The sequence below is a fragment of the Zhouia spongiae genome, assembly GCF_022760175.1.
In the GTDB taxonomy this organism is placed as follows: domain Bacteria; phylum Bacteroidota; class Bacteroidia; order Flavobacteriales; family Flavobacteriaceae; genus Zhouia; species Zhouia spongiae.
Genome location: NZ_CP094326.1, coordinates 3,428,491 through 3,452,401 on the forward strand (window position 1 = coordinate 3,428,491; position 23,911 = coordinate 3,452,401).

The window sequence follows — 23,911 nt, forward strand, 5'->3', positions numbered from 1 at the left end:
TTTTAAAATTCAACCTCTTCAAAATCAACATTAGATTCATTATCCAGATTGTTAAATCTTTGAATTAAACTTAATTTTTTCTTATCCAACCCTTCTAACTTAATTTGCTTTGATAGATCAAATATGGTACTATTTTTAAACAGTACATCTAACGAAATATCATTGTTAAATTCAGTTTTAATTTTCGAATTAACTCGTGTTATAAGTAATGAATGACCTCCCAACTCAAAAAAATCATCATGTACCCCTATCTTTTCTATTCCCAGTAACTCTTGCCATATGGACACCAATTTAAGTTCTATTTCTGTCTTGGGAGCAACATATTCCTTGGTCATTTGAAGATTGCCTTGCAGATCTGGCAACGCTTTCTTATCAATCTTACCATTTGAGGTTAAAGGCATGGCCTCTAAGCTTACAAACAACGAAGGAACCATATAATCAGGTAAAGTCTTTGATAGTGCTTCTCTTAATTTATCGATCTTCAAACCTTGACTAGGTTCCACATCTTGGGAGGGAACCACATACCCCACCAATTGCTTATTCCCTGAGGCATCTTCCTTGGCCAATACCACACTCGAACTTACTTGATCTTGTTGGTTTAACACTGATTCAATCTCTCCCAACTCTATCCTAAAACCTCTGATTTTTACTTGGTCATCTAGTCTACCTAAAAACTCAATGTTCCCATCTGGTAAATATCGGCCAACATCACCTGTCTTATATAACCTTTCTCCATTTTCAGGGTGGATTATAAAACTTGATACTGTCTTTTTTTTATCTCGCCAATACCCTAATGCCAAACCTTTACCCCCAATATATAAGTCTCCAGGAACCCACTGTGGACAAACCGTTAAATCGGGTTTCAACACATAAAAACTCTGATTAGCCAAAGGTTTACCATAAGGAATGCTTTTCCAATCAGCTCCTACCTGCCCTATTGGATAGTATATTGACCAAATTGATGCTTCAGTCGCACCTCCAAGACTAATCACTTCTACTCCCGGACATAAATCCTTTATCCTATCCGGTAAATTTACTGGTATCCAATCTCCACTTAATAAGACTTTCCTTAATGAGGACAATTTGTTATTCCCTCCATTGTACTCCACTAACATTTGTAACTGCGCTGGTACACTATTCCAAATTGTTATGTTCTCTTTTTCTATATAACTTTCCCAAGCTTTAGGATCTTTTTGCTCCGACGATTTAGGTATTACTATGGTACCACCTGCTGACAAAATTCCAAACACATCATAAACAGATAAATCAAAACTTAAAGAAGATATAGCAAAACAGCTGTCCTCTTCTGTTATACCAAATCTTGAATTAATATCCAATATTGTATTTACTGCCCCTTGATGATCTATCATAACCCCTTTAGGTTCTCCTGATGAGCCAGAGGTAAATATTACATATGCCAAATCTTCTACTCCCTGATTAGCTATATTTTTTACTTTAGCCCTGTTTTCAAACTGCATCTCATCAAAAATCAATGTTTGTATCGAATTTGGAAGGCTCAAGTCATCTAAAATAGAAGATAAACTAACAACTATGCTAACCTCTCCTATCTCAAGCAGGTGTAAAATCCTCTGTTTAGGAAGCGAAGCATCTATTGGCATGTAAGCAGCTCCCGAAAATTGAACTCCCATTGCTGTTACTACCTGTTCCCAACCTTTATCCATGATTATAGCTATAAGATGGTTTGGTTTCGCTCCTCTATACTTTAATTCTTCTCCTACTTCTACACTTTTCTGATATAACTCAAGATAACTAATCGTTTTTGTACTTGTTCGTATTGCCGCTTTTTCACCTCTTATCCTTACTTGTTCTATGAAAGGTTCATGGATTAATTTATTTGGATATTCTTTGGTTGAGTTATTAGCCTCTGATTGAATAGAAACTTGATGCCTTGGTAATAATTCTATCTGTCTGGAATCCCATAGGTCTTTATCCTCTATAAATCCTGTTAACAATCTTTCAAAAGCTCCAAACATGTCTTCTAACATGCCTTCGGGAAACAACTCTTTAACCGAGTCCCAATCAATCTGAAGACCTCCGTTTTTTTCTATTATTTGGCAATCGATCCACACCTGAGGTGTTTGGCTAATGGCATAAGGATGCTTAATATCATAAAGTACTTTTTCGTGAGATGATCTTTCTAATTGATCATCTTCATTATCAATAAGATCAATACCTAAAGTACTGGTTACAACTATCGGCATAGTAACAGTATATCCAGTTGATTGAGATAACTTACGTTGAACTTCAATCCCATTAAAGTGTCTATTTTCCAAATCACTCCATAACTGAAACTGAGTATCCTTTAACCTTGACTTAAAATCTTTTGGCTTGCGATAATCGATCTCTAATAAGTTTAGGGATGTAAAATCTCCTATGATTCGATTAACTTCTTCATGAAAAGGTAAACGGTTAAATAAAGTTAGATTCAAGGTAAAGTGTTCTAATTTATTCCATCGATGCATTATCTCTGCAAAACATTGTATAATAAATACAGTAGGAGTAACTCCAGCTGAGCTTATAACATCCTTTAATATACCCCATTTTAAACTTGATAACTCAAAACGTTGTTTTCTAAATTTAACATTTCCTATTTCACTTGGTAATTTAGCTAATGGTAATTCAGGAGCCTTAGGAATCTCATTAATCCTATCAAGCCAGTATTGTTTTGAATCATTATATAATTTTGTACTTTTCAAGGATTGCTCTGCTATTACATAATCTCTAAAACTAAGCGCTAGTTTAGGGGGGTTAAAACTAATATCTTTATAAAAGCTTATTATTTCTTTCATAAAAATTCCAGAACTCGACGCATCAAATATTAATCCATCTATACTGGAAAGTAGTTTATAAGTTCCATCCCGGAATATACATACACTTATATCAAACAAAGGCCATTCATGGCCACTAAATAATTGATGAGAAAGCTTATCACGAAGCAATAGAAACAATTGTTTTTCTTCTTCTTGGGTAGTCCCCCTAAAGTCATGGATTTGAATTTCATACGGTTCAACTTTTTCAAGTATACGTTGTTGCCCATCCTCTGTCACTACCATGCGAAGCATATCATGACGCTTTATCATATAATTGATAACTTCATTAAGTCGTTTTATATCAAGTTCTTCAAGATAAGACTCAGAGTATGTATGCATACCAATACCTCCTAAATCGTATAACTTGCTACGACCAATCCAATACGATTGTTGTACAGCTGTTAACGGAAACGGTTTATACTTATCTTCATCATTAAATACTATTTCAGGTAATTGTTCAAGATCTGTATTTGTAATTAACGATGTTTGGAAAAACTTTCCTTCCTGTTTAGCTGTATTAATTGTTATAATTTTAGAAAAACTCAATAAATCCGGATTCTTAAATAATGTATTTAATGACAACTTTATATTTAACTCATTCCTAATTTGCGAAATCATTTGTGTTGCGATCAATGAATGACCTCCCAATTCAAAAAAGTTATCATGTAACCCTATTTCTTCAACTCCTAATACTTGATGCCATATTTGAGCTACTCTATATTCCGTTTCAGAATACTCCTCTTCTTTTATTTTTACATTACTTACATTCTCTGCTTTCCTGTTGATTTCTGTTAAAAGGTTCGTGTTTTCAGAAAGTAGTTCATTTAAATCTTGTCTGGAAAGTAGAATGTTATGTATGGTTTTGGCTTGTAACAAGACATCTAAAACAGCTGGAAATTGGTGGCTCTTTATTGAGTTAGAAGATTTCTCTGTCGAAGAACTATTCTCCTTAATAAAATCCACTGCCATTCCTGTATCTGATATCTGATTCAAGTTAACTGCTAGTATACAGTTTATATTGGTATGACTCCTATAACTTAGTTCATCTAAATACATGTTTGCTGCTGTGTATTCCATCTGACCTAATGAAGGCATGACACTTGACAAAGATGAACAGCTAACCAAATAATTTATTTTAATTGATTCAGCCAGGTTAAGTAAATGCTCTACCCCAAGTACTTTTGGCCGAACCACTTGAACTATATCTTTATTTGTTTTATCATTTATTGCACTTTTAGCAGCAACTCCCGCTGAGTGAAGAACCATCTCAATAGTATTTATACCATTGTTCTCCAATATTTTTTCTATACTACCTACAGCATCTATCAAACCAATGTCTATTGATTCATATATAATTTTATGCCCAGTCTCTATCAGATTATTCAATCGAGTTTTATACTCCTCTTTTAAGTTTGATTTCTTTGTTCGACCTAAAAGAATAATCGTACATTTTTCCTCTTTTTGTGTTAAGTAATTTGCATAAGCATAGCCTACTCCGCCAAGGCCCCCAGTGATCATAAATACTGGATTATTGGATCGGCTACTTTTTTTATCTAAAAAATTCTCTTTGGAAAAAGCTACTTGCTGGTACTTTGGAATCCACTTATATTTACCTCTTACAGCTATGATCTCTTTTTCTTTATTTCCCAATATGGTTGAGATTAAAGCTTCATTATAGACCAAACCTATTGATGATAAATCAACATGATATGCTGTGGTATCCATTGAAAAATACTCAAACGGTATAGATTTTGTTACTCCTGAGACAATTGAAGGCTTTTCCTCTAAAACTTCATTACCTATTACTTCATAGTTGTCATATGTAACTGAAATAAATTTAGGAATCCTATTATGAGTTTTTAATGCCCAATCAAATGTATTTCTAATGGCTAATATATCTAAACAAGGGTTATCAATATCTACGGTTGATGAAATGTAGATAACAAGATCTAATGGCTTATTACGTGTTTTTTCATTCAATACTTTATCTATATGAGATGCATCACCCATATCAAACCTAAGGTCTGATATTATTTTATTGCTTTGCTGATCAACCACATAGTCTATGTGATCACAATATTTTTTTAAATTATTAATTAAATCTAAAACATTACTCTTGTTTCTATCCTTTTCGTTTACCAGTATTAATATATTCTTATGCCTTAAATCTTCTACTCCTCCAATTGTTGATGGTATCTTTATTCTTTCCCATGAACGTTCATAATATATTTCTTCAATCGAATTGTACTTCTTAACAACCTGAGGACTCCCCATTTCCAACCAGCATGTCTTATTATTAAACTGATAAGTAGGCAAACTTGTAAGCTTGTTTGCATGTTTAAATAGTTTTAAATCGTTGGGTTTCTCTACAATCCCTAAGGTCCAAAACTTTGCTAATATATCCTCCTTGTTATTAAGCTTTTTAATGGTTTGAGTATTTTCCTTTTTTGACGGTAGTAAATGTACCGTATGAATTGTTTTCTTTGAATTATTCCTTTTGTATTTGTCTACAAAAGAACTAAGCCCTTTCCCTAAACCAACCTCTATGAAATTAACTTTATTATTAAAATACTCCGATAGACTATGAATACCTTTCGAAAATTGAACAGCATTTCGAAGTTGATCACTCCAATAACTTACTTTACTAACTTCTTCTTTGGCTATCTCTCCATTTAGGTTAGTAGCAAAATACTTTGTGGGTGTATTTAATTCAATAGTATCAAATACCCTTTCAAATTTAATTGATGCTTCCTCCATCATTCTTGAATGATAGGCATGAGAGGTGTTTAACACAACCGATGAAATAGAGTGTTCATCTAAAAATAATTTAAGCGTGTTAATATTAGTGTCACTACCCGTGACTACTATATCTTCTATTGAATTAATCGCTGCAATTTCACACTCATGAGTCTCTACAATGGTACGAATAGATTCTTCCTGAGTATTTACAGCCAACATGCTTCCTAATTCCATAGACTGCATTAACTCGCCTCTAGCTATTACAACCTTTATTGCGTCTTCTAAGCTAAATACACCTGATAAGGTCGCTGCAACATACTCACCCAGACTATGTCCTATATAACCATCTGCCCGAATACCTAGTTTTTCAATATACTCAGCAAATGCATACTCTATAATAAATATTGATATCTGTGCCCATCTAGTTTCATTTATATCATATTGTTCATTCCCCAATTCAGGATACATGACATCATAAAGGTCTACCTCTAAATGTTCATTTGCTAGAGCTATTAACTTATCTATGCTCGCTTTAAAATATGGATCGTTATCATACAGTTCCTTTCCCATACAAGGATATTGTGATCCTTGTCCAGGAAACATAAATACTATTTTATTTTTTTGCTCTGTATTTATCCGTTTAGTTGAGCCGTATTGCTGTAAATTGTTAAGTAACTCTTTGATATCTTTTCCACAATAAGCACTTCTATAATTATAATGCTCTCGCTTTTCTTGTAAAGTAAATGCTAAATCTTCAATTCTTAAATCTTCATGTGCCTCTCCTAATAACTTTATCAATTCTTGTTTATAAAACTCTAGAGACTCCTTGCTTTTGGCTGAGATTGGAACAACATAATTTACAAATTCATTATCCCCCTTCTTTGAAGGTAGATTAGTTGTTTTACTTTCCGATTCACTTTTGATACCTGGAAGATAATCCCCTATAACAACATGGGCATTGGTCCCACCTATACCAAACGAACTTACACCGATAATTCGTTGATCATAAAGACTTGATCCCCAAGACCTATTCTGTTTTACTATCTCGAAATTTGTTTGATCTAGGTTTAATTTAGGATTGGGTACATTAAAATTCGGCTGACCAGGGATAATATCATTCTGTAACATCAAACAAGCCTTTATAAGTCCTGCTGTTCCTGCTGCTGCATCAGCATGACCTATATTTGCCTTAACCGCACCTAATACTGTTTTATGCCCTGGCTTACTACCTCTCTCTTTTAAACTATTAAATTCAAATGCCTCCTTTAACGCTTGCACCTCTATTGGATCTCCCAAATTAGTGGCTGTCCCATGACACTCTACATATCCAATTTGATCCGAAGATACTCCTGCCATTCTTTGAGCATTTATAATACATTCTGCTTGACCCGTTATCGATGGAGCCGTATAGTCCGTTTTGCGATCACCATCATTATTACTTGCATAACCCTTAATAACACCTATTATGTTATCTTCATCTTTAATTGCATCTTCTAAACGCTTTAGCAACACGACTCCTACTCCTGAACCTCCAATAGTACCTGATGCTGTTTCGTCAAATGTCCTACAATGACCATCCTTTGACGAAATCATTCCCTCTTGATAGGTATATCCAATTTGATTGGGGTGAGCCAACGAAACCCCTCCTGCTAAAGCCATCTCACATGTCCCTAACCGTAAATAATTACACGCTTCTACTACCGATACCAATCCAGTAGAACATGCAGTGTTTACTGAATTTGATGGACCGGATAAACCCAACATATATGATGTTTTAGTAGCCAAGGCATCCTTGCTGTTGGCATTTGAAGCTTCCCATAAATTAATGTGAGAGGCCATTTCCCCATTCAATATATTATTATACAAATAGCTACTATTACCACTTCCTGCAAATACACCTATATTAGCTTCTTTTCGTAAGTCAATATATCCCGATGACTCCAACACAAACCAACAATGCTCTATAAATTTACGTATTTGAGGATCTATCAATTTTGCCTCATTAGGTGAAATATCCCAAAACAAGGGATCAAATTGATCTATATCTTTAACATGTCCTGACACTGGTATATAGTCAGGGTCTTCAAACAATAAAAGATCCGATCCTAACTTCTCACATTCTTCCCGACTATAAGAACGAACGCCTTCATCCTGATTTTTAATCAAATCCCAAAACTCAGTAACATTATCCACTCCACTGAAAGCTCCTGACATCCCTATTATAGCTACCTCATGACTATCTGTTTGAATATTCCTTTGAAGCTTATATTCTGTTAATCTTTCCGGATTGACACTCTCAACTAGCCTTTTAATAGTATGGTGTTTAAATAAATCAGAAACTTGAATATTCTCAAATTCATCTAATTGATTTAGCTTTTGTTGAAGCTTAACACTTAATAATGAGTTCCCTCCTAATTCAAAAAAACTCTTATTTATACTAATTACACTTTTATTTACCCCTAATACATCTGACCATAGCTCTACAATACGATCCTCAAGATCATTTGATGGTGCTATATAATCTTCTTCAGCTTTAACTCTAGGATCCGGTAAAGCTCTCTTATCAATCTTACCATTTGAGGTTAAAGGCATGGCCTCTAAGCTTACAAACAACGAAGGAACCATATAATCAGGTAAAGTCTTTGATAAGGTATTCCTTAAATCCTTTATAAATTCTTGTTCATTATAATATCCCTTATTCGTTTCAATATTATCAATACATGATTTATAATTAAAATCTTTTATTGGATTCTTTAAGGCAAATACATTGTATATATTAGTATCATTTAAATTTACTTCCTTATTAACTTTAACAATAAATCCATTATTTTTAAGTAAACTTACTACCCAGTTTATTCTATTACCTGTGTCATGAACTTCAACTATTATCTGTTCAATTTTTGACCAATCCTCAGCAGAAATCCCCTTTAAAATGTCAATTTCGCTATTTTCCGCATCAATTTTCAGAAGGTTAACTGTTTTTAGTTTGTTTTTCTTAATAATATCTGAAATTGTAACTATTTCACATTTAAACTCTTCTGATTTCAATCTATTTTTTAAGAGTAAATCCAAGTCATAATTATTGAGAGATAAATGATGACTTTCTTTCGAGTTTTCACTAAGTATATATTTTTTTACGGTACTTGAAATTTCTTTTCCATCAACATTATTTTTCATTCCTGATAATATTGAAACATTAGGATAATAGGTGAAAAGTTCTTCACCCTTTTCTTTTCCAATCCCATAATTAAAAACATTTATTTGATCAGAATATAAGGACGCATTTAATTGTAACACATCATAAATTTGAGGAATTGGTTCATAAGCATAAATCCTTGCAGAAGGCATAATTTGACTCATCAATATCGAATACATTCCAATATTTGCTCCTATATCAATAATATTACCATTCCTTTTTAATTTAATTCCATGTTGTAAATAGCACATTTCTTCATATATTTCCTTATATAAAAAATCAGTTTCACTACGATTAGCATAAAACAATGGCATTTTATTTGGAAGAATGTAAGGTCCGGTATCTCTCAAACCTTTATTCATAATTTCCCTTAGCTTAAAAATGGTTCTTGCTTTATAACTATCAGGTACCACATACCCCACCAATTGCTTATTTCCTGAGGCATCTTCCTTGGCCAATACAACACTCGAACTTACTTGATCTTGTTGGTTTAACACTGATTCAATCTCTCCCAACTCTATCCTAAAACCTCTGATTTTTACTTGGTCATCTAGTCTACCGATAAACTCAATGTTCCCATCTGGTAAATATCTAGCCAAATCTCCCGTCTTATAAAGTCTTGAATTTGGATCTTTACTAAATGGATCCTTTATGAATTTTTTACGCGTCAAATCAGGCTGATTCAAATAGCCTCGAGCAACCTGAATACCTGCTATACACAATTCCCCAGGAATTCCTACTGGGATGGGTTTTAAATATTGGTCTAATATATAAAGTTGTGTGTTTGCTACAGGCCTACCTATTGGAATATTTCTATGATTTACAACTTTTTCACATACATAACTAGAAACATCAATTGCAGCTTCTGTTGGTCCATATAAATTATGTAATGGAATATCAAAATTTCGATGAAATTTCTTAACCAATTCAAGTGGTAATACTTCTCCACTACACAAAATGTTTTTTAAACTTTTACACTGACTAAATTCTGGTGTATCTATCATTACTTGCAACAATGAAGGAACGAAGTGAAGTGTGGTTATGCTCTCTTTCCTAATAATCTCTATTAAATATTGAGTATCTTTATGACCATTAGGTTTTGCTATTACTAATTTACTTCCAACGATAATTGGCCAAAACAACTCCCAAACGGATACATCAAAACAATAGGTTGTCTTTTGTAATACAACATCACTTTTTTGGAGTTTATATACTTCTTGTGCCCAATTCAGTCGATTTACCAAACCATCATGTTGGTTCATAACTCCTTTGGGCTTGCCTGTTGAACCCGAGGTATATATAACATATGCCAGGTTATCTCCCTTAACTCCTGTTTCAATATTTGTTCTAGGAGCTTTGGCTATCTTTTCCCATTCAGAATCAAGATAAATAATCTCTGAATTTGTTTTTGGCAACTCTATTTGTTCTTGCGTTAAAACTATAGCACAATTCGTGTCTTTAAACATGTAAGAGATTCTCTCCTCTGGATAGGTCGGGTCAATAGGTACATAAGCGCCTCCTGCCTTTAGTATTCCTAGCAATCCTACTATCATTTCCAATGAACGCTCTACACAAATACCTACTAAACTTTCCGCCTTTACGCCTTTACTCTGTAAATAATACGCTAGCTGATTTGACCTTTCATTTAACTCTCGGTAAGTCAAAGAATCACCTTCAAATACCACGGCCACATTATCTGGAGTCTTTTCTGACTGCTCCTCAAATAATTGATGAATACATTTTTCCTTAGGATAATCTACTTGGGTGTCATTCCAATCAAAAAGTAACTGTTGCCTTTCTGAAGAAGTCAACAACTCTATGTCTGAAATTTTACACTCTGGATTAGACATTATAGAATTTACAATAATCTTAAAATGGTCAATAAATCTGCAAATACTATCTTTTTCAAAAAGATCAGTATTATATTCCACCGTCCCAATAAGTTCATCTTTTTCTTCTTTGAAAATTAATGTTAAATCAAATCTAGAAACAGATTGCGTAAATTCTATTGGTTGTAAGTTTAATTCTCCAAAATAAAGTTCACTTACGGGGTTATTCTGCAATGCCAAAGCAACTTGAAATAATGGCGAATAAGTTAAATTTCTATCAAGCTTTAATACGTCAACTACTTTCTCAAATGGAATATCCTGATTTTCATAGGCGTCTAAAGTTGTTTGTTTTACTTGCCTTACTAAATCAATAAAAGTCATTTGATCATCAAAACTCGTTCTTAAGGCAAGCATATTTGCAAAAAAACCTAACAATGGCTCTAATTCTTTTCTAGTCCTGTTAGCTATAGGACTGCCCACACAAATATCATTCTGACCAGTATATTTATTTAGAAGCACTTTAAATAATGATGTTAAAGTCATAAATAATGTTAAATCATTTATTTGACTAAAACTTTTTAACATTTTAGTCAAAGGCTTATCTAAAGTAAAATGAAGGCTAGAACCATTGAACGTTTGCCGTACTGGACGTGTTTTATCAATCGGTAGTTCTAGAATTGGAGTGTTATTTAATTTATTTTTCCAATATTCTACCTTTTCAATAAATTTTTCACCTTGTACAAGGTCTCGCTGCCAAACAGCAAAATCAGAATATTGGATTTCAAGATCGGGCAATGGAGATATTTTACCTTTACAAAAAGCCTCATATAGTGTAGAAATTTCTTTAATGAATATCGAAAAGGACCAACCATCTGATATAATATGATGTTTATTTAAAAAAAGTCTATGGTCCGTATCCCCTACTTTAAAAACAATTAGTCTTATTAAACTGTCATTTGCTAAATCAAATGGTTTTTGTGCCTCTTTCTCTATTAATTCTTGAGTTATTTGATCAACTTCATTTTTCTTCAAATGAGTTTGATCAACTATCTTAAATTCAAACTTAGATTCTTCATTAATATACTGCCAAGGTATTTCATTAATTGTTACAAAATTCGTTCTTAAAATTTCATGCCGTTTAACTATTTCTAAAAAAGTCCTTTTTAAAACTGGAATATCTAGATTCCCTTTTAATTTAACGGCTACTGGTAAATTATAGCTAGCATTGTGATTAAATTTATCAATAAACCATAAGCGTTCTTGGGAAAATGATAGAGGACGACAATTCTTAAAAAGTAAAATTATTTCATGCTTATTCTGTTTAATTTCATTTAGGTAATCATTTAAATCTGATTCATCCTCTAACTCAATGGATAATTCATCATTAAAATAATTAAAAAAAATGCCTTGAGAATTACACCTTCTAACCAATTCTAAAATTTCATTCATAATTATTACTCCTAACTTACTAATGTTATGCTTCATATACTATTATCTATTCTAGGTAAATGTAATAGTAACACAAATGTTTTTGATTTTTTGCTTATATTTTACTCTTTCAAAAAAAGAATATTACTGGTAAAATTATATTTGTCACCCCCAATTTTTGGTTTAACCTAATTAAATTATTTAATTAAACATATTGAAGGTAATAGACAAGCACCGATTCTCGAGCTGATTTATTGGAATAGGATTCTCAAAATTGAATCAAATCTTTTTTACCATAGAACTTCGCAATTCTTAAGTGTTTTATTAGAAAAAAATTATAAGTGACATATACATTACTATTTTAGTCATTATAATTCTCTTCACACTATTCTAGAAATGGTATATACAATTAAGCTATTTTATTTTAATTTCATAGCCCCATATCTGGCAATTAATTGTTGCTGAATTTGAGAACTTCCTTCAACAATTTCCATTATTTTTGAATCTCTAAGATAACGCTGTACAGGCAAATTACTGCTACAGCCATTAGCTCCGTGAATTTGAACTGCATTATTAGCAGCATTGTTTGCTATTTTCGAAGAAAAATACTTAGCCATAGACGTTTCAAGGACTGAATTTAGATCACCCATTTCTTTCAATGATCCAGCTCTAAGACATAAAGATCTAGCCGCACATATTTCTGTCATCATATCAGCTAACATTTGTTGAATCAATTGATGTTTTGCTATTGGTTTTCCAAACTGCTTTCTAACTGAGGAATATTGCATAGATTCTTCTAGACAAGCCTGAGCTAATCCGACACAACCAAAAGCCGTACTATAACGTCCATGAACTAGTCCATAATTAGCCACATGCGATATTCCAAAACCAATCCTACCAACAAGATTTCCTTCAGGGACTTCACAATTTTTCAAAGTGATCTCACCTAAACCTGAACCTCTGAATCCCAAAAGATTATTTATTGGTTTAACAGTTAAACCTGGGGTATTTCTTTCGATAAGGAATGCTCCTGCCTGTCCCTGAACCTGTGCAAATAATAAAAATAAATTAGCATTTTGAGCAAAACTAATCCATTTTTTTTTTCCATTTATAACAAATGAATTTCCCCTTTTCATAGCAGAAGTGGAAATACTAAGAGCGTCGCTACCAGTATCTGGCTCAGTTAAAGCAAAAGCTGTCAATATTTTTCCCGATGCCATTTTAGTAAGCCATTTTTGTTTTTGCTCCAAAGTTCCCCATTTGGAAAGTGCGACTGATACCATTCCCTGAACACCAAGTAAATTTCTAACATTGGAGCAACCTCTACCTATTTCTTCAGAAAGCAAACCATATGTAATCATGTCAAAATTTGCTCCGCCAAAATCGCTTTGGATTTCAGTTCCCCAAAACCCTTTTTTTATAATACTACTAAGAACATCCTTCGAAATATATTGGTCTTGATCTGTTAAAAATGCGGTTGGTTTGATATATTCATTTACAAATTGACGAAACTCGCTTTGTTTAGATTTTAACTCTGGTGATAATATAAAATTATAATTCATATTCTAAGAATTTAAAGTTTAATTGGCCAATTTGATTCATCAACCCCATGTTGGACTATGTAGGCGAACATTAATCGCTCTAATCCAAAACCAGCACAACCTGTAACTATATAATCTTCATTATCATATTTTATATTAAAATTCTTACTAAAGAAATTTTCATGATAATTAAATGATGCCACTGATATGGTATTTTTTTTATTTAAATTTATTCTTAATTCAAACTTCAAGGTCTGAAGCCTCTGATTAAATGTTTTTAAAACTGCTTCAGGACTTGCAAAAAATGGATCATTTGCTATTTCTGCATGTCCATTGAGACCCAAATCCTCCATCAAAGAAAAAGAGGCTTTCATCAATTTCTGCCTACAATCGGTTACAAAATCTTGATTACCCAAAAATACTATTTCTCTAATAGTAAAATCCCAAAGTCGTTCAATGGTCTTTTGATATCTGGATTCATGGCGAAATGATTTACCCTTGGAAGTTATCACCTTATTAAAACCATTAGTAAAAATTGAATCTTTAAATTGATGATATGTATGGTAACACATTGTTGGAGGGAGACAATAATCGACATTACCTAAATGATTTTTGACATAGTGATTTGTCTTATGTTCTTTTTTAAATTCAAAATTAAATTTTTCATAATTTTCCAAATCATTATGCAAGCTTGAAACAAACATTAATAATTGCGGAAAAGAATCTAAACATCCACATTTTTCTATAACCTTAGTTGGGATTAAAGTGGGGTATCTGAACTCCTCTGCTTTGAATAAATCACCAATGATTTTCATGATACGAGCATCCAAATAATCCATTAGTTTTATAAGTGGTTCACCAAAACCAACCTGCCCTTCACCACCAATCGTAATCACTTTATTTCGTTTCAAATTATCAAAAACATCCTCATGATATTCTCGGTCTTCTTTATTTTCCCATATTTTATTGGAATTTAATATTTTTTGGGTTGAAATTTCATTTTCAACTACCTTATTGATGTTATTAGATATTTTACGAATATTAGGGGTGTTTTCTGAGGATATTTCTAATCCTACAATATTTTCATTTTCAATTAAAATTTCAAATTCTAAAATCTCTGATGATATAAAAAATACTCTACGATATAATTCTTCATAATATTCAACACTCAGAGGTGTTTTGAATTTCACCACATTTTTCTTCACCATTATTCCTGTCCTACTTTTTCTAGTTTTTTATTTACCAACTCAACAACAGCATTAATAGTATTCATTTTTTTTATATCCAAATCCTCTCCAGTAAGCTGGAGCTTAAAGGTCTTTTCAATAAACAGTACAAGTTGCATTGCAAATAATGAGTTAACTATACCTGATTCAAAATAATCTTCCTCGTCGCCAAGTTCAATATCTTCAATAAATTCATAGAAAAAATCTTTAATTGTTTTTTTAATATAATCCATGGTTGTTTTTTTTAATTGTATTTTATTTAAAATAATATTATTTTATTAAAGGAACCTTTACAATCTCACAATGTACTTAACTAAGTTTGATGATTTAAAATTTACAAATTGTAAGGTTTCATTTAGGCAATTATACAAATATTGCTCCAAGTAGACTAGGTTAATTATAATAATATTGTTATCAATATTAAATCTATTATTTGAATTAAGAATTAATGGTATATTTAAGATTTTACTTTAATAAAAATTAAAAATTAGTATTGTATTTATAGAATCCTTGACCACTTTTTCTCCCAAGCATCCCTGCTTGCGTCATTTTATATAATAATGGACATGGCCTATATTTTCCATCTTTAAAACTATCATACAATACCTCCATAGAGTGCAATATTGTATCAATTCCTATTAAATCAGCAGTTTCTAAAGGTCCCATGGTTTGGGCGTAGCTATTTTTCAAAATATTATCTATATCTGATGCTGATGCAACATTCTCTTGAACCAAAAAAGCTGCTTCATTAATCATAAACGTCATTAAACGATTGGATACAAATCCTGGCATATCATTTATAACTATAGAATCTTTCTTCATCTTACTTAACAAATCATTTGTAACTGAAATTGTTTTATCATTAGTTAGGACACCTTTAATCACCTCCACTGAATCTTTTAATGGGACTGGATTCATAAAATGAACACCGATTACTCGTTCCGGGTTGTCAACAATATGGGCTATTTTTGTGATTGAAATACAGGATGTATTTGCAGCGAAAACTGTTGATTCTGTACAAATTGAATTGATTTTACTATAGACTTGTTTTTTTATTTCCCAATTTTCAGTAACATTTTCTATTATATAGTCTACATTCTCTAACTCTTGATAGTTAGTAGTGAACTTAATAAAATTCAATACCTCATTAACATCAATTTTATTCTTCTCTTTACTATAAATAGAATATAGCCTTACATTTTGCTGGATTCTTGCTTTAGCTTCCTTTAATTTAACCTCTGTTATATCCAGTAAAACAACTGAAATATTTTTTTGAGCCAGATTTTGTGCAACGCCAATTCCTATAGTACCGGCTCCGATCACACCAACAACTTTAAATCTATTCTTATTCTCCATTAGTATTAGTCTTGTTTAAAATTAGTAATTCTATATATCAATTTTATTTGATTTAGGATTACTTTGTCCTATATTTACTTTTTCAACTTTATTTATTCTTATATTTTCACATGCTTCATAATCCTTTTCAATTGATAATGCCAATTTATACAGGATACTATTTTCAAAAATTGCCTTCAATGGTATATCTTTATTAAAGGTATATTTAATAGATGATATAATTTGGGTGGCGAGTAATGAATGACCACCAAGTTCAAAGAAATTATCATTAATTCCCACCTTTTCAACTCCTAATAACTCTTGCCAAATTATAGCAAGATTCTTCTCTATTTCCGTCTTGGGAGGAACATATTCATTGGTCATTTGAAGATTACCTTGCGGATCCGGTAAAGCTTTCTTATCAATCTTACCATTTGAGGTTAAAGGCATGGCCTCTAAGCTTACAAACAACGAAGGAACCATATAATCAGGTAAAGTCTTTGATAGTGCTTCTCTTAGTTTCTCGATCTTCAAACCTTGACTAGCATCCACATCTTGGGAAGGAACCACATACCCCACCAATTGCTTATTTCCTGTGGCATCTTCCTTGGCCAATACAACACTCGAACTTACTTGATCTTGTTGGTTTAACACTGATTCAATCTCTCCCAACTCTATCCTAAAACCTCTGATTTTTACTTGGTCATCTAGTCTACCGATAAACTCAATGTTCCCATCTGGTAAATATCTAGCCAAATCTCCCGTCTTATAAAGTCTTGAATTTGGATCTTTACTAAATGGATCCTTTATGAATTTTTTACGCGTCAAATCAGGCTGATTCAAATAGCCTCGAGCTAATCCATTTCCCGAAATACATAACTCTCCAACAACTCCGATCGGAACAGACTTTTGGGTTTTATCAAGAATGTAGACCTTTGTGTTCTCTATTGGCTGGCCTATAGTTTCACATCCATCAAGTGTTCTTAATGAATATGTTGTATAGGTTGTATCTTCTGATGGCCCATATAAATCATAAACTTTAATATTTCCTCCCTGCTCGTATAACTCATTAACTATCTTCTTACTCAAATATTCACCTGCTAAATTTATTGTTTTTACTGTCGAAGGTATCTCTTTTTGATCAAGAAGATATTTAATTCCTGAAGGAACAGTATTTATAAAAGTTATTTTTTGTTTATTAATTGATTCTGTTACGGATAATATATTCTTCTCAAGAATTATGCTACAACCTATACTTAATGGTAAATAAAGTTCAAAAATTGATAAATCAAAAGCTATAGAAGTCGAGGCTAATGTGCCTGCCAATTCCTGTTTGGAGTACAATTTCTGAGCCCATTTTAGTAATGAAAATGTATTCCTATGCTCTACCATAACTCCTTTGGGATTGCCTGTTGAACCCGAGGTATATATAACATATGCCAGGTTATCTCCCTTAACTCCTGTTTCAATATTTGTTCTAGGAGCTTTGGCTATCTTTTCCCATTCAGAATCAAGATAAATAATCTCTGAATTTGTTTTTGGCAACTCTATTTGTTCTTGTGTTAAAACTATAGCACAATTCGTGTCTTTAAACATGTAAGAGATTCTCTCCTCTGGATAGGTCGGGTCAATAGGTACATAAGCGCCTCCTGCCTTTAGTATTCCTAACAATCCTACTATCATTTCCAATGAACGCTCTACACAAATACCTACTAAACTTTCCGCCTTTACGCCTTTACTCTGTAAATAATACGCTAGCTGATTTGACCTTTCATTTAACTCTCGATAAGTCAAAGAATCACCTTCAAATACTACGGCCACATTATCTGGGGTCTTTTCTGACTGCTCCTCAAATAATTGATGAATACATTTTTCCTTAGGATAATCTACTTGGGTGTCATTCCAATCAAAAAGTAACTGCTGCCTTTCTGAAGAAGTCAGTAACTCTATGTCTGATATTTTGATATTAGGATTAAGAATTATTGTATCAATAAGAATTTTGTAGTGTTTAATCATTCGATCAATACTGTGTCTATCAAAAAGATCCGTATTGTATTCTATTCTTCCATAAAGACCTTTTTGCGTCTCAGTAAATTCTAATGTCAAATCAAATCTAGAAACAATTTGTTCAAAATTTAGAGGCTTCAGGCTTAATTCACCGAGGGAAAGTTCACTTACCGGATTATTCTGCAAGATCATCATTACTTGAAATAACGGAGAGTACGCCAAGTTCCTATTGGGCTGTGTAATTTCAACCACTTTCTCAAAAGGAATATCTTGATTAGAATAGGCATCAAGTGTTACATTTTTTATTTGTTCAACAAAATTTAAAAAACTAAAATCATCATTCAAATTAGTTCTTAAAGCAAGTGTATTCACAAAAAATCCTATTAATGGCTCTATTTCTATTCTGGTCCTGTTCGCAATTGGCGAACCTACACAAATATCACTCTGTCCAGTATACTTATATAATAATACTTTAAACAGTGATAACAGGGTCATAAATAATGTAACATCATTATCCTTAGAAAAGGCATAGAGCTTTTCTGAAATGGATTTATTTAACTGAAAATAAACATTAGCTCCATTATACGTTTGTTCAATAGGTCTGGATTTATTAATTGGTAATTTAAGTGTTGGCAACCCGGACAATTGATTTTTCCAATATTCCGATTGTTTTGTCAAAATATCACCATCAATGTAATTCCTTTGCCAAACCGCATAATCTGCATACTGAATTTCCAAATCAGGTAAAGGAGATGATTTATTCTCATTGTATGCATTATATAAAATTGAAATTTCTTTATATAATACAGAAATTGACCACCCATCTGAAATGATATGGTGTTTATTGAGAAACAATACATGATTATCTTTTTCTAATTTATATAGTTCAATATCAATTAAACTATCATTAACTAAATCAAAATGCTTCTGAGAATTTAATTGAATTCTTTTTAGAATACTCTTAGTAGCTTTTTTTTCGGATTTATTACTAAAATCAATTATTTTAAGCTCAAATTTCGATTCTTTATTAATTTTTTGAAAAGGAAGATTGTTTATTGTAATAATATTAGTTCTCAAAACTTCATGTCTTCTTATTATTTCAGTAAAAGTTTTTTCCAAAATTTTAAAATCAAGCCTTCCTACTAATTTAGCTGCACCAGGCATATTATAAGCTGAATTATCTGAATATTGGTCTATAAACCATAAACGCTCTTGAGCAAAAGATAAAGGTAAGTGTTGTACCCTTGGAATTGCCGTAACCCTAGAAATTCCTACCGCAGATTTTGAATTAGCAATAGTTTTAGCAAAATCCATTAATATTGGTTTCTGAAATATTAATTTCAAAGGTAATTCAACATTAATTTCATCCCTAATTTTGGATATTAACTGTGTAGCTATCAAAGAATGGCCACCTAATTCAAAGAAGTTATCAAAAATTCCAATTTTACTAACACCTAATAAATCTTGCCAAATCTTGGTAAGTTTTTGCTCTATATTAGTACGGGGAGCCACATAAATATTTTCAGTTTCTATTCTCTCTTTACCTATTTCTGGTAATAAATTATCATCAATTTTCCCATTCAAGGTTAATGGTATATTTTCTATTGACACGAAATGAGACGGGATCATGAACGCAGGTAATTTTCTTTCTAAATACTTCCTGATTTCATTAATGTTCTCAATAATAGAATCTCTTTTTATGGTGTCATTTGAATATTCACGAACCTTCATATTACCAAATTGCTCGGATTTATTTATGACAACCCTACCATCAATTTTTTTATTAATGAATAAAACATTACACAGATATTTATTTTCATTCCAAACAACTTCCTTTCTATAATTATCAACACATATCTCTAATAGAGGTTTGTAACCTTCAACCGGTTCATTCCTAATTTGACTCTTGATTTCGTTCAATGTAGCTCCCTCTTCCTCAATAAGCTGAGATAAAACTTCGTCTTCTTCCAAAAAATAATTTGGGACATTTTCCAAGGATACAACATCTATATTTTCATCTTGAAGTACTTTATCTAATTTTTCATATAATTCGTTCTCCACGCTCCAATCAAATCTCTTATCAACTTCTTTTACAAAATCATTATTAATATGTAAAATTACATTATACCGATACTTATTCATTTCTGTTTGATACTTTCCCTGTTTATATCTTATATCTACATGAGAAACTCTTGGAAATCGTTTTTGTAAATAAACGAAATATTGGGGATCAATTATTAATTCTTTTTCATTCCTCATTTCGTTTTTTATTCTTTCTTTCAGAGTGTTAACAGATTGTCCTTCGTCTATTTTATACAATTCCGTCGATCTGAAAAAATCTTCCATTAATTGATAATTTCTTATATCTCCAACTATGATGAATCCCTTACCCGGAATTTTTTCCATGCTATCAACCAAAACCTTTTCAAAGTAATTAAGATTTGGAAAGTATTGAGTTACAGAATTTATAATGATAGTATCCACATCATTTACATTGAGGTTATGGATTTCATCTGCTCCTCTTAAAAACAATTCTACATTTCCGTATATATCGATTTCGGAATTAATAATTTCATTTAAATAGTTTATAGATTCTTTTGAATTATCTATACCATAATACTTTTTTAAATCTGGCACCAATTCAAATAATAGTAAACCAGTTCCACTTCCTATTTCTAATATTGTAGAGGGCTTAAATTGCTTTATTAAATCTATGGTATTTTCTAACCATTCTAACATTTCATTCTTCCCAATGGGTAGTCCTGTGAAACTACTATTCCAACCAATGAATTCGTTTTTATTTTTAGATTCAATTTTTGAATATGTATCATCATATAATGATACCCAATCCTCTACCCTTTTCCCTGTAATTATATCATTATTATTGCGATGGTTATGAAATTTAATATAGGCTACTATTTCATTAATCTTTGTAACCTTACTATTCAAGGACCTTACAATTGCTATTTCAACATTTGAATGATTTAAAAGATTGGATTCAATTTCATTGAGCTCAACTCTAAAACCACGAACCTTTACTTGATTATCTATCCTACTTATAAATTCAATATTACCATCGGAGTTGTATTTTACCAAATCTCCAGTTTTATACAATCTCTGATTGGTGTCATCTTTAAAAGGATTTTTTATAAATCGCTTGGCGGTTAGTTCAGGCTGATTTAAATACTCACGAGCTAAGCCATCTCCTGAAATATATAATTCACCAGCAACTCCTGAAGGCACAAGGTTCCGGTTTTTATCTAGAATATACAATTCTGTATTGTCAAGAGGTTTTCCAATTGGTACTGTATTTTCATATGTGTTTGATACTTCATGAAAACATGTAAAAACTGTTGACTCGGTTGGCCCATATACATGAATAATTTTACCACTTCCAAGAATGTTGTAAGCATCATTCACATGTCTATTGGAAACCAATTCACCTCCAAATAATATTTTTCTTATACTTTTTAAAGCTTCTACATTATAATCAATTATTGAATTAAATAGAGCAGTGGTAACGAATAATACACTAATATCTTTGGAAATAATGTAGTCGGTTAGTTGTTTAACGTCCATTACTATTTCCTTTTCTAATAATACTAATGTCGATCCGTTTAATAATGCTGCATATATATCAAATACTGAACCATCGAATGCATAATTTGATAATTGAAGAATATTATCATTCCTGGATATCTCAATGTAATTTAGACTCTTTGCTATTCGATAAACGCTATAATGATTAATTAAGGTTCCTTTAGGCTTTCCTGTTGAACCTGAAGTATATATCACATATGCTAAATTATTACCGATTACCTTAGAATTTATATTATCAATTGGCTCTTTATCTATTCTATCCCAATCTGAATCGAGATATAATATTTTTGAATCAAATTGAGGTAATTTTATATGCTTTTGACTTAAAACTATTTCACAATTTGCATCTTCAATCATGTATGAAATTCTTTCCTGTGGAAAAGTAGGGTCAATTGGGACATAAGCCCCTCCAGCTTTTAGAATTCCAAGAATTCCTATTATCATCTCCAAAGAACGGTCAACACAAATTCCTACAAAATCCTCTACTTTAACCCCTTTATTACATAAATAATAACTTAATTTATTAGCCCTTTCATTTAATTCTTTATAAGTTAATACTTCCTCTTTAAAGGTAAGTGCTATATTGTATGGCGTCTTTAAAACCTGTTCTTCGAAAAGTTGATGTATACATTTTTCCTTAGGATATTCTACAAATGTATCATTCCGGTCGAATATTAACTGTTTAGTTTCATGCTCTGGTAGTATGTCTAGTTCAGAAATTCTCAAATTTGGATTAGAAATTATAGATTGAATTAGTTCCTGAAAATGCCGTATCATTCTTTCTATACTATTTCTATCGAATAAATCAGTATTATACTCAATCATACCTGCCAATCCTCCAATTGTTTCCGTTAAATCTATGGTTAAATCAAATTTTGAAATAACCCGTTCAAGAGCCAAAGGTTTTAAAGTCAAGTCACCAAGAGATAGTTCACTTACAGGATTGTTTTGTAAAACAATCATTACCTGTACCAAGGGAGAATATGATATATTTCTTTCCGACAATACAGTATCTACAACTTTCTCAAATGGCACATCTTGATTATCATATGCCTCTAGAGTGGTTCGTTTTACATTTTTAACAAATTCTTTAAATGTAATTTGGTCATTTAGATTACTTCGCAAGGCAAGAGTATTAACAAAAAAGCCAATTAAAGGTTCTATTTCACTTTTAGTCCTGTTTGCTATTGGTGAACCCACGCAAATATCTTCTTGCCCAGTATACTTGTATAAGAGAACTTTAAATATGGCTAATAAGGTCATGTAAAGTGTAACATCATTATCCTTACTAAATAAATTTAATTGATCAGTTAGTTCCCTATTAATATTTAAAGGGAGATTTCTTCCATTAAATGTTTGTTCTTTCGGGCGCTGATTGTCGATAGGTAATTCTATTAATTGGGTATTATTCAATTTAACCTTCCAATATTCTAATTGTTTTTGTAATGTCTCACCTTGAATATGATTTCTTTGCCATACGGAATAATCGGAATACTGAATTTCCAATTCAGGTAATGGAGAAGGTTTTTGTTCAATAAATGCTTTATATAAAACCGAAATTTCTTTAAATAAAACATAAAATGACCATCCATCAGATATTATGTGATGTTGGTTTAAAAACAGAATATACTCTTCTTGATTAATTTTATAAAGAATTACTCTTATTAAACTATCATATGTCAAATCAAAAGGCTTTTCTGATTCCAATTTGATTTGTCCATGAATTATTTCATTAGCTTTATCATGATTTAAATAACTGTGATCAATTACATTAAGTTTAAACTTAATTTCATCTTGAATAATTTGTCTTGGCTCATTATTAATAGTTATAATATTAGTTCTTAAAACCTCATGCCTTTTAATAATTTCTAAAAATGTTGCTTCCAGAACTTTAATATCAAGATTCCCTACTAATTTTATTGCCTGAACAACATTGTAACTGGAATTATTCTCATATTGATCTATAAACCATAGACGTTCTTGGGCGAACGATAATGGTCTATATTTACTTTTTAAAAGAGTGATGATTCCTTGTTTATTATTCCGTATTTCATCTAGTATTTTATCAGTAATTATTTTTTTATCTGCTTCAATTAATAATTCTTCATTTTCAACACTTAACGAAACATTTAATTTAATCAAGTATTCTACTAACTTAATAACATCCATATCCATATCC

General features: G+C 31.6%; 6 protein-coding genes. All 6 read right to left on the bottom strand.

The annotated features are described in order from the left end of the window. Positions 1-2: 2 nt before the first annotated feature. The 6 genes from MQE36_RS14645 to MQE36_RS14670 all read right to left on the bottom strand — a co-directional run bounded on the left by MQE36_RS14645 (position 3) and on the right by MQE36_RS14670 (position 23,907). Positions 3-12,044: a non-ribosomal peptide synthetase/type I polyketide synthase gene (locus tag MQE36_RS14645; RefSeq protein ID WP_242936718.1), complete on the bottom strand. Its 12,042-nt coding sequence runs from the start codon at positions 12,042-12,044 to the stop codon at positions 3-5. Between the two features lie 398 nt (positions 12,045-12,442). Beyond that, complete coding sequence (locus MQE36_RS14650) at positions 12,443-13,585, bottom strand: acyl-CoA dehydrogenase family protein (protein WP_242936719.1); 1,143 nt, start codon at positions 13,583-13,585, stop codon at positions 12,443-12,445. A gap of 11 nt (positions 13,586-13,596) precedes the next feature. Beyond that, positions 13,597-14,772 (bottom strand): aminoacyl--tRNA ligase-related protein, encoded by a 1,176-nt coding sequence (locus tag MQE36_RS14655; protein WP_242936720.1) that lies wholly within the window; start codon positions 14,770-14,772, stop codon positions 13,597-13,599. After that, the gene (locus MQE36_RS14660; RefSeq protein ID WP_242936721.1) at positions 14,772-15,023 is read right to left on the bottom strand and encodes an acyl carrier protein; all 252 of its coding nucleotides are present in this window, start codon (positions 15,021-15,023) and stop codon (positions 14,772-14,774) included. The genes MQE36_RS14655 and MQE36_RS14660 overlap by 1 nt, the downstream gene beginning before the upstream one ends. Before the next feature lie 247 nt (positions 15,024-15,270). Beyond that, complete coding sequence (locus tag MQE36_RS14665; protein WP_242936722.1) at positions 15,271-16,146, bottom strand: 3-hydroxyacyl-CoA dehydrogenase family protein; 876 nt, start codon at positions 16,144-16,146, stop codon at positions 15,271-15,273. Positions 16,147-16,176: 30 nt separating this feature from the next. After that, positions 16,177-23,907 carry a non-ribosomal peptide synthetase gene (locus MQE36_RS14670; protein WP_242936723.1) on the bottom strand — a complete coding sequence of 2,577 codons (7,731 nt, stop codon included), beginning with the start codon at positions 23,905-23,907 and terminating at the stop codon, positions 16,177-16,179. Positions 23,908-23,911: the final 4 nt, after the last annotated feature.

What these genes read in the sequence shown, in the direction of transcription:
- MQE36_RS14655 (WP_242936720.1), bottom strand. Translation starts at nt 14,772, where the DNA reads ATGGTGAAGAAAAATGTGGTGAAATTCAAAACACCTCTGAGTGTTGAA.
- MQE36_RS14670 (WP_242936723.1), bottom strand. Translation starts at nt 23,907, where the DNA reads ATGGATATGGATGTTATTAAGTTAGTAGAATACTTGATTAAATTAAAT.
- MQE36_RS14665 (WP_242936722.1), bottom strand. Translation starts at nt 16,146, where the DNA reads ATGGAGAATAAGAATAGATTTAAAGTTGTTGGTGTGATCGGAGCCGGT.
- MQE36_RS14645 (WP_242936718.1), bottom strand. Translation starts at nt 12,044, where the DNA reads ATGAATGAAATTTTAGAATTGGTTAGAAGGTGTAATTCTCAAGGCATT.
- MQE36_RS14660 (WP_242936721.1), bottom strand. Translation starts at nt 15,023, where the DNA reads ATGGATTATATTAAAAAAACAATTAAAGATTTTTTCTATGAATTTATT.
- MQE36_RS14650 (WP_242936719.1), bottom strand. Translation starts at nt 13,585, where the DNA reads ATGAATTATAATTTTATATTATCACCAGAGTTAAAATCTAAACAAAGC.